Below are 7,954 nucleotides of genomic sequence, written 5' to 3' on the forward strand. Positions count from 1 at the left end.
CTTTCGACTTCCCCCATCGACCCTCCAGCTAACGCTGTCGGGCCACTTCCCCCGTACCGGGGGAAGACAGAAGCGCGCCTAGCTGCCGCTACTTCGACTCAGCCTTGTCCTTGGCGTTGTTCAGCGCCGCGTCGGTCTTGGCGCCGGCGTCCTTGGCGCTGGACTTGAGGTCCGAGCCGGCCTTTGCGGCGCCGGCCTTCAGCTTGTCGCCGGCTTCGTCGGCGGCGACCTTGGTCTTGGCGGCGGCCTCGTTGGCGCCTTGCTTGAGGTCGGACCCGAGCTCCTTGACGGCCGGTGTGCCGGCGACCTGCTTGGCGGCGGCGCCGACCTCCGATCCCACGGCCTTGAGGTCCTGCGAGGTCTTGTCCTGCGTCGGCTTCGAGCAGGCGGCCACGGAGAGCCAGAGGCCCAGGATGACGGCGAGAGTGGTGGTGCGCATGCGGCGTTCCTTCGGGCCCCGTTAACAAGCGGTTAAGCTTAGCGGAGGTTCCCGGGCTTTGCGCGGCTTCTCCCCCGCAGGTAGAACCGCCGCACATGCGCCTCGCCTTTCTTGGAACCCCCGACTTCGCGCTCGCCGCCCTGCGCCGGATCGTGGCGGCCGGGCACGAGGTCGCCTGCGTCTATTCCCAGCCCCCAGCGCCGCGCGGCCGCGGCCAGGCGCTCAGGCCTTCGCCGGTGCACGCCTTTGCGCTAGAGCACGGCCTGAGCGTGCGCACGCCGGCCGCCATGCGCGACCCGGCCGAGATCGAGGCGTTCCGCACGCTGGAGCTCGACGCGGCCTGCGTGGTGGCGTTCGGCCAGATCCTGCCGGCCGCGGTGCTGGAGGCGCCCCGGCTCGGGTCCTTCAACCTGCACGGATCCCTCTTGCCGCGCTGGCGGGGGGCCGCGCCGATCCAGCGGGCGATCATGGCCGGCGATCTCTTGACCGGCGTCGAGGTCATGCGGATGACCGAGGGGCTGGACGAAGGCCCGGTGCTGGCCAGCGAGACGGTGCGCATCGGGCCGCTGGACACGGCAGGCACCCTGCACGACCGGATGGCCGCCGCGGGCGCCGAGCTGATGGCGCGGACCCTGGCCGACGTCGAGCGCGGGAAGGCGGTGGAGACGCCGCAGGCCGAGGACGGCGTCACCTACGCCAAGAAGATCCGGCCGAAGGAGGCGCGGATCGTCTGGACCAAGCCGGCGGCGGAGATCGACCGCAAGATCCGCGGCCTGTCGCCGTTCCCCGGCGCCTGGTTCCAGTTGCCCACCGACAAGGGCCCGGTGCGGGTGAAGGCGCTGCTCTCGGCCTTCGAGGACGCCGAGGGGCGGCCCGGCGAGGTGCTCGACGACCGGCTGCTGGTGGCGGCGGGCGAAGGCGCCGTGCGGCTGCTGCGCGTGCAGCGCGAGGGGCGCGCGCCGCAGGACGCCGAGGCCTTCCTGCGCGGGCAGCCGGTGGCCGCCGGGACCCCGCTCGGCTGATGCCTCGCTACCGGCTCACCCTGGAATATGACGGCGGCCCCTATTGCGGTTTTCAGGCCCAGGCGGCGCTACCCACCGTGCAGGCGTCGCTGGAGCGGGCGGTGGCGGCCTTCTGCGGCGAGATCGTCCGTGTCCACGCCGCCGGACGCACCGACACCGGGGTCCACGCGACCGGCCAAGTGGCGCACATCGACCTGGAGAAGGACTGGCCGGCGGAGACCGTGCGCAACGCGCTCAACGCCCACCTGCGGCCTGAGCCGATCGTGGTGCTGGCGGCCGAGGTGGCGCCGGAGGGCTGGCACGCGCGGTTCTCGGCGGTCGAGCGGCGCTACCGCTACCGCATCCTCAACCGCCCGAGCCCGCCGGGGCTCGACCGGGGTTACGTCTGGCATGTGAAGGCGCCGCTGGACGCCGAGGCCATGCATGCGGCCGCCCAGGCGCTGGTGGGCCATCACGACTTCACGACCTTCCGCGACGTGGCCTGCCAGGCGAAGTCGCCGGTGAAGACCCTCGACGTCGCCTCGGTTGAGCGGGTCGGCGAGCAGGTGGTGCTGGTGTTCGAGGCGCGCTCCTTCCTGCACCGCCAGGTCCGCTCGATGACCGGCTCGCTGGCGCAGGTGGGCTTGGGCCGCTGGACGGCGGGGGACCTGAAGGCGGCGCTGGAAGCGAAAGACCGCAAGGCCTGCGGGGTGGTCGCGCCCGCGGAGGGGCTTTGTCTGACGGGGGTGAGCTACGGGGGAGAATAAGGAGGCCTTCTCCCCTTGTGGGAGAAGGTGGCAGCCGAAGGCTGACGGATGTGGGGTCGAAAATCCTCGCAGCCGCGCCCAAGCTTAGCCATGAACCGCAAGGCGATGGTCGAGCGGGCGCGCGCCCTACGAAGCAATCCGAGCGCGACGGAAAGGCTATTGTGGAGCCGCCTTCGCCAGCGGAAGCTGGGCGGACTGAAGTTCCGCCGCCAGACGCCGAGGGGGCCCTACGTCCTGGACTTCCTGTGCCTTAGGCATCGTCTCGTCGTGGAAGCCGGCGGTCCCTTTCACGATCCGGAGCGCGGCGCTGTCCGCGACGCTTGGCTTGAGGCGAAGGTTTCCGGGTGCTGAGGTTCAGCAATCAGGAAATCCGCAGTGCGCCCGACCTGGTGGCGGATCGTATCCTGGGCGCATTGGACGAGTTGGGCCCGGTTCCCCGACTCTGAGAAACCCCACATCCGACCCGCTTCGCGGGCCACCTTCTCCCACAAGGGGAGAAGGGAACTTTCGTCAGCTCTCCGCCGCGAACGTCGCGAAGTAGCGCTCGATCAGCAGTTCGTAGACGGCTTGCAGCTGGAGGATTTCGGCGACCGGGGCGCGCTCATCGACCTGGTGCATGGTCTTGCCCACCAGGCCCAGCTCGACCACCGGACACAGCGCGCGGATGAAGCGGGCGTCGGAGGTGCCGCCGGAGGTGGAGAGCTCCGGCGACCGACCGGCCGCGTCGTAGACCGCGCCGGCCACCAGGTCAGTGAAGGGACCGGGCTCGGTCAGGAAGGCCTCGCCGCTGATCTGCGGGACGACGGTGACGGTTCCCTGGAAGCCGCTAGCCTCCGCCTGAGCCTCCGCGTCGATCCAGCGCGCGAGCTCGGCGCCGGTGTGGTGGGGGTTGAAGCGGATGTTGAGCCGGGCCCGGGCGGTTCCGGGGATCACGTTGGTGGCGGTGTTCGGCACGTCGATCTGGGTGATCTCCAGGTTCGACGGCTGGAACTCGGGATAGCCTTCGTCCAGTTGCCGCTCCTGCAGGCGCAGCAGCAGGCGCAGCAGCACCGGCACCGGGTTGGCGGCGCGGTGCGGATAGGCCACGTGGCCCTGCACGCCGGTGACGGTGATCTCGGCGTTGATCGAGCCCCGGCGGCCGACCTTGATCATGTCGCCGAACACCTCGCTGGAGGTCGGCTCGCCCACCACGCAGTGGCTGATCACCTCGTCTTCGATATCCAGCGCCTCGACGACCATCTTGGTGCCCTGGATCGCCATGCCCTCCTCGTCGCCGGTGATCAGGAACGAGAGAGACCCCTGCACCTGGCCGGCGGCGATGGCCTTGCCGGCGGCGGCGGCGAAGGCGGCGATGGCCGACTTCATGTCCACGGCGCCGCGCCCGATCAGCACGCCGTCCACGATCTCGGCGTCGAAGGCGCCCTCGGTCCAGGCGTCCGGATCGCCCACCGGCACCACGTCGGTATGGCCGGCGAAGCAGAGGTTGGGGCTTTCGGTCCCGTAGCGGGCGTAGAGGTTCTCGATCTGGCCGAACCTCATGCGCCGACAGGCGAAGCCCAGGCCCGCCAGGGTCTGTTCGACGACCTGCATGGCGCCGGCATCGGCGGGTGTCACCGAGGGCCGCCGGATCAGCTCCCGTGTCAGCTCGATCGCGTCGATCAATCTCGTCCCCGGCGTGGCGTTTGCTAAGTTGGGCTCCGTCCTAGACCGGAATGAGCCCATGCCCAAGATCGACATCGACGCCGCCCCCACCCGCTTCGGAACCGGCTATCCGCCCCCCTATGACGCGCCGTGCCTCGACCGCAAGCGCTGGAAGCTGGGCGACGCGGCCGGTCTGACGCAGTTCGGGGTCAACCTGCAGCGGCTGGCCCCCGGCGTCTGGTCGAGCCAGCGGCACTGGCACACGGCCGAGGACGAGTTCGTCTGGGTGATCTCCGGCGAGGTGGTGCTGGTCACCGACGAGGGCGAGCAGGTGCTGCGCGCCGGCGACTGCGCGGGCTTCCCAGGAGGCGCCCCCAACGGCCACCATCTGCAAAACCGCTCGGACGCCGAGGCGGTGCTGCTGGAGGTGGGGTCGCGGCGCGAGGCCGAGGACGGCTGCGATTATCCGGACATCGACATGATCGCGCGGGCCGGGGAGGAGATCTACCGCCACCGGGACGGGACGCCGTATCCGGAAAAGACCTAGTCGCGCAGCAGCTCGTTGATGCTGGTCTTGGAGCGCGTGCGTTCGTCGACGGTCTTCATGATCACCGCGCAGTAGGTGGAGGGCATGCCCTCGTGCGGGCTGGGGCGGGAGCCGGACATGATCACCGAATAGGGCGGCACTTCGCCGGTGATCACCGCACCGGTCTTGCGGTCGACGATGGGGGTGGTCGAGGTCAGGTAGACGCCCATGGAGAGCACGCTGCCCTCGCGGACGATGACGCCCTCGGCGACCTCGGAGCGGGCGCCGATGAAGCAGTTGTCCTCGATGATCGTGGGGTTGGCCTGCAGGGGCTCCAGCACGCCGCCGATGCCCGCGCCGCCGGAGATGTGGCAGTGCTTGCCGATCTGGGCGCAGGAGCCGACCGTGGCCCAGGTGTCGACCATCGTGCCTTCGTCGACATAGGCGCCGATGTTGACGAAGGAGGGCGTCAGCACCGCCCCCTTGGCGATGAACGAGCCCTTGCGGACCACCGTGCCTGGCAGGCAGCGGAAGCCGGCGGCCTCGAAGCGGGCGGCGTCCCAGCCGGTGAACTTCAACGGGACCTTGTCCCAGTAGGGCCCCGGCGCATCGGCGTGCACCAGGGCGTTGGGGGTCAGGCGAAAGAACAGCAGGATCGCCTGCTTGGCCCACTGGTGGGTGACCCAGGTCCCGTCGGCCTCGCGGGTCGCGACGCGCAGGCGTCCGGCGTCCAGCCGCTCGATGGTCTCCAGCACGGCTTCGCGCACCGGCCCCTGGGTGTCGTGGGTGACGGCGTCGCGGTCTTCCCAGGCCCGTTCGATCACCCGCTTCAGGTCGTCGTGCACTAGGCGGCCTCCCTAAGTTGGGCGTGCGCCAGGAAGGGCGCGAGTTTCTCGGTTCTGTAGTCGACGAAGGGCGCGGTGGAGGCCGCCGCGTGCGGGCCGACCAGCACGGTGGTCATGCCGAGCTGGGCGGCGGGCTCGAGGTTGCGCTCGGAGTCCTCGAAGAAGGCGGTGGCGGCAGGCGCGATGGCGTGCGCCGCGCTCATCCGTTCGAAGGTGGCGGGCGCGGGCTTGGGCACATAGTCCGCCGAGCCGATGTGGAAGACGTCTTCGAACAGATGCTTCAGCCCCAGGTGATCCAGCACGCGGCGGGCGTGGACGTCGTCGGCGTTGGTGAAGATCAGCCGGCGGCCCGGCAGGCGCTCGATGGCCGCGACCAGCTCCGGGTCCTGCGCGAGAGCCTCCAGCGACATGTCATGGAAGATCTTGTGGAAGTCGGCGGGGTCGACGCCGTGGTGCTCGACCAGGCCCCCAAGCGTGAGGCCGTAGTCGGCGAGGTACTTCTTCTGCAGTTTGAAGGCCTCGTCGCGCGGCAGGCCGGTGACGCGCTCGACATAGGCCGTCATCCGCCGCTCGATCTCGCCCATGAAGCCGGATTCGACCGGATAGAGGGTGTTGTCCAGGTCGAAGAGCCAGGTGTCGACGTGCCGCAGATCGGCGCTCATTCGCACACTAACGTCCCCGCCCCGTGCTCGGTGAAGAGCTCGACCAGCAGGGCGTGCGGCCGGCGTCCGTCGAGGATGACCACCGCGCCGACGCCGGCTTCCACCGCGGCGATGGCGGTCTCCAGCTTGGGGATCATGCCGCCGGTGGCGACTCCGTCCCTGATGGCCGCACGGGCCTCGGCGACGCTCATCTGGCGGATCAGCTCGCCCTTGGCGTCCAGCACGCCGGCCACGTCGGTGAGGAGCAGCATGCGCTTGGCGTTGAGCGCGCCGGCCAGCGCGCCGGCCACCGTGTCGGCGTTGATGTTGTAAGTCTGGCCGTCCTCCGCGACGCCGATCGGGGCGATCACCGGGATGTAGTCCTCGTCGGCGTAGATCAGGGCCTCGATCAGCTTCGGATCGACCCGCTTGGGATCGCCCACGAAGCCGAGGTCGACCAGCTTCTCGATCTCGCTGTCGGGATCCTTCTTGGTGCGGGTGACCTTCTCGACGGTGATCAGCCGCGCGTCCTTGCCGGAGAGGCCGACGCCGCGCACGTCGGCTTCCTTGCCGGCGAGGGTGATCCAGTTGGCGATCTCCTTGTTGATCGCCCCGGAGAGGACCATCTCGGCCACTTCCATCGTCGCCTCGTCGGTGACCCGCAGGCCGTCGATGAAGGTCGATTTGACGCCGGCGCGCTCCAGCATGGCGGAGATCTGCGGACCGCCGCCGTGGACGATCACCGGGTGGACGCCCAGCATCTTCAGCAGCACCGCGTCCGCGGCGAACAGCTTGGCGACCTCTTCCTCGCCCATGGCGTGGCCGCCGTACTTGATGACCACGGTCGCGCGGTCATAGCGCTGGATGTAGGGCAGGGCCTCGGCCAGCGTCTTGGCGGTCGCCCACCCCTCGCCGTGATTGGCCTCGCCTTGGCTCTTGTCGTTCACGGGCGCGCCTGAGCTCTCGAAAGTTCGGAGCGCTCCGATAGCGGACGGCGCGGCCCCTGTCACGCGCGGGGGGTCTGAGGGGCGCGGCTACTTGTCCTTGGACTTGCTGATGACCGCACCCACGCCGGCGCCGACCGCAGCGCCCACGGGACCGCCGAGCAAGAGGCCGGTGGCGGCGCCGGTGGCCGCCCGCTGTTCCATGTTGTGGCCACACGCCGCGAGCCCAAGACACACGCCGCCGACCATGAGCACCAAGCAAATCCTGCGCATGCGCGTCTCCAATGACCCCACGGTCTGGGAGCAGTATGGGAGGATTCGCTTGGGCGTTCGCTAACGCCGGGCGGCCTTTCGCGGCGTCAGATCGACCGGGCCACGACCTCTTTCATGATCTCCGACGTTCCGCCGTAGATCCGCTGCACGCGGGCGTCGCGCCAGAGCCTGGCGATCGGGTACTCGTTCATGTAGCCCGCGCCGCCGTGCAGCTGCAGGGCCGCGTCGCAGACTTCCCATTGCAGCTCGGTGTGGAAGAGCTTGGCGGCCGAGGCCTCGGCGGCGGTGAGCTTCTTCTCCAGGTGGCGGGCCATGCACCAGTCGAGGTGCGCCCAGCCGGCCTGCAGCTTGGCCTTCAGCGCGCCCAGGGTGAAGCGGGTGTTCTGGAAGTCGAACACCGTCTGTTTGAACGCCTTGCGCTCCTTGGTGAACTTCACCGCCTCGTCGAAGGCCCGCTGGGCGCCGGCCTGGCCGGCGATGGCGATCTGCAGCCGCTCCTGCGGGAGTTGGTTCATCAGGTAGGCGAAGCCCTTGCCCTCCTCGCCCAGGCAGTTGGTGATGGGCACGCGCACGTCCTCGAAGAACAGCTCCGAGGTGTCGGCCGAGTTCTGGCCCACCTTGTCGAGGTTGCGGCCGCGCTTGAAGCCGGCCCGGTCGCCCTCCACCAGGATCAGCGAGATGCCGCGCGAGCCGGCGTCGGGGTCGGTCCTGGCGACCACCACGATCAGGTCGGCGCTCTGGCCGTTGGTGATGTAGGTCTTGGAGCCGGAGACCAGGTAGTGGTTGCCGTCGCGCCTGGCCGTCGTGCGCACGCCCTGCAGGTCGGAGCCGGCGCCCGGCTCGGTCATGGCGATGGCGGTGATCACCTGGCCGGAGA

10 protein-coding genes and 1 pseudogene are annotated in these 7,954 nt (G+C 69.7%); 4 read left to right on the forward strand and 7 right to left on the reverse strand.

What is annotated here, in order from left to right; translation table 11 throughout:
- Positions 1-88 precede the first annotated feature (88 nt).
- The gene (locus JWP28_RS07855; protein ID WP_299541794.1) at positions 89-439 is read right to left on the reverse strand and encodes a cell surface protein; all 351 of its coding nucleotides are present in this window, start codon (positions 437-439) and stop codon (positions 89-91) included.
- A gap of 95 nt (positions 440-534) precedes the next feature.
- Between JWP28_RS07855 and fmt the strand changes: the two genes are divergently transcribed.
- The 3 genes and pseudogenes from fmt (at position 535) to JWP28_RS07870 (ending at position 2,653) form a co-directional block, all read left to right on the forward strand.
- Complete coding sequence (fmt, locus tag JWP28_RS07860; protein WP_299541796.1) at positions 535-1,461, forward strand: methionyl-tRNA formyltransferase; 927 nt, start codon at positions 535-537, stop codon at positions 1,459-1,461.
- Positions 1,461-2,207, forward strand: a complete 747-nt coding sequence (gene truA, locus JWP28_RS07865; RefSeq protein ID WP_299541798.1) for a tRNA pseudouridine(38-40) synthase TruA — start codon at positions 1,461-1,463, stop codon at positions 2,205-2,207. The genes fmt and truA overlap by 1 nt, the downstream gene beginning before the upstream one ends.
- A 105-nt stretch (positions 2,208-2,312) precedes the next feature.
- Positions 2,313-2,653: pseudogene (locus JWP28_RS07870) on the forward strand (DUF559 domain-containing protein).
- A gap of 64 nt (positions 2,654-2,717) precedes the next feature.
- Here JWP28_RS07870 and dapE read toward each other — a convergent pair.
- Positions 2,718-3,869 (reverse strand): succinyl-diaminopimelate desuccinylase, encoded by a 1,152-nt coding sequence (dapE, locus tag JWP28_RS07875; RefSeq protein ID WP_299541800.1) that lies wholly within the window; start codon positions 3,867-3,869, stop codon positions 2,718-2,720.
- Positions 3,870-3,927: 58 nt separating this feature from the next.
- Here dapE and JWP28_RS07880 point away from each other — a divergent pair, with 58 nt between their 5' ends.
- Positions 3,928-4,395, forward strand: coding sequence for a cupin domain-containing protein (locus JWP28_RS07880; protein ID WP_299541802.1), 468 nt, complete (start codon positions 3,928-3,930; stop codon positions 4,393-4,395).
- Here JWP28_RS07880 and dapD read toward each other — a convergent pair.
- From dapD to JWP28_RS07905, 5 genes are all read right to left on the reverse strand, one after another.
- Positions 4,392-5,219 (reverse strand): 2,3,4,5-tetrahydropyridine-2,6-dicarboxylate N-succinyltransferase, encoded by an 828-nt coding sequence (gene dapD / locus JWP28_RS07885; RefSeq protein WP_299541804.1) that lies wholly within the window; start codon positions 5,217-5,219, stop codon positions 4,392-4,394. The genes JWP28_RS07880 and dapD overlap by 4 nt on opposite strands.
- Positions 5,219-5,881, reverse strand: coding sequence for a pyrimidine 5'-nucleotidase (locus tag JWP28_RS07890; protein WP_299541806.1), 663 nt, complete (start codon positions 5,879-5,881; stop codon positions 5,219-5,221). Before JWP28_RS07890 ends, dapD begins: the two co-directional genes overlap by 1 nt.
- Positions 5,878-6,807: an acetylglutamate kinase gene (gene argB, locus JWP28_RS07895; RefSeq protein WP_299541807.1), complete on the reverse strand. Its 930-nt coding sequence runs from the start codon at positions 6,805-6,807 to the stop codon at positions 5,878-5,880. Before argB ends, JWP28_RS07890 begins: the two co-directional genes overlap by 4 nt.
- A gap of 87 nt (positions 6,808-6,894) precedes the next feature.
- The gene (locus JWP28_RS07900) at positions 6,895-7,077 is read right to left on the reverse strand and encodes a hypothetical protein (RefSeq protein WP_299541809.1); all 183 of its coding nucleotides are present in this window, start codon (positions 7,075-7,077) and stop codon (positions 6,895-6,897) included.
- Positions 7,078-7,163: 86 nt separating this feature from the next.
- A partial coding sequence (locus JWP28_RS07905; RefSeq protein ID WP_299541811.1) for an acyl-CoA dehydrogenase family protein occupies positions 7,164-7,954 on the reverse strand: 791 nt, incomplete at its 5' end.

The sequence above is a fragment of the Phenylobacterium sp. genome (genome assembly GCF_028290885.1).
Lineage (GTDB): Bacteria > Pseudomonadota > Alphaproteobacteria > Caulobacterales > Caulobacteraceae > Phenylobacterium.

What these genes read in the sequence shown, in the direction of transcription:
- truA (WP_299541798.1), top strand. Translation starts at nt 1,461, where the DNA reads ATGCCTCGCTACCGGCTCACCCTGGAATATGACGGCGGCCCCTATTGC.
- JWP28_RS07890 (WP_299541806.1), bottom strand. Translation starts at nt 5,881, where the DNA reads ATGAGCGCCGATCTGCGGCACGTCGACACCTGGCTCTTCGACCTGGAC.
- JWP28_RS07900 (WP_299541809.1), bottom strand. Translation starts at nt 7,077, where the DNA reads ATGCGCAGGATTTGCTTGGTGCTCATGGTCGGCGGCGTGTGTCTTGGG.
- fmt (WP_299541796.1), top strand. Translation starts at nt 535, where the DNA reads ATGCGCCTCGCCTTTCTTGGAACCCCCGACTTCGCGCTCGCCGCCCTG.
- JWP28_RS07855 (WP_299541794.1), bottom strand. Translation starts at nt 439, where the DNA reads ATGCGCACCACCACTCTCGCCGTCATCCTGGGCCTCTGGCTCTCCGTG.
- JWP28_RS07880 (WP_299541802.1), top strand. Translation starts at nt 3,928, where the DNA reads ATGCCCAAGATCGACATCGACGCCGCCCCCACCCGCTTCGGAACCGGC.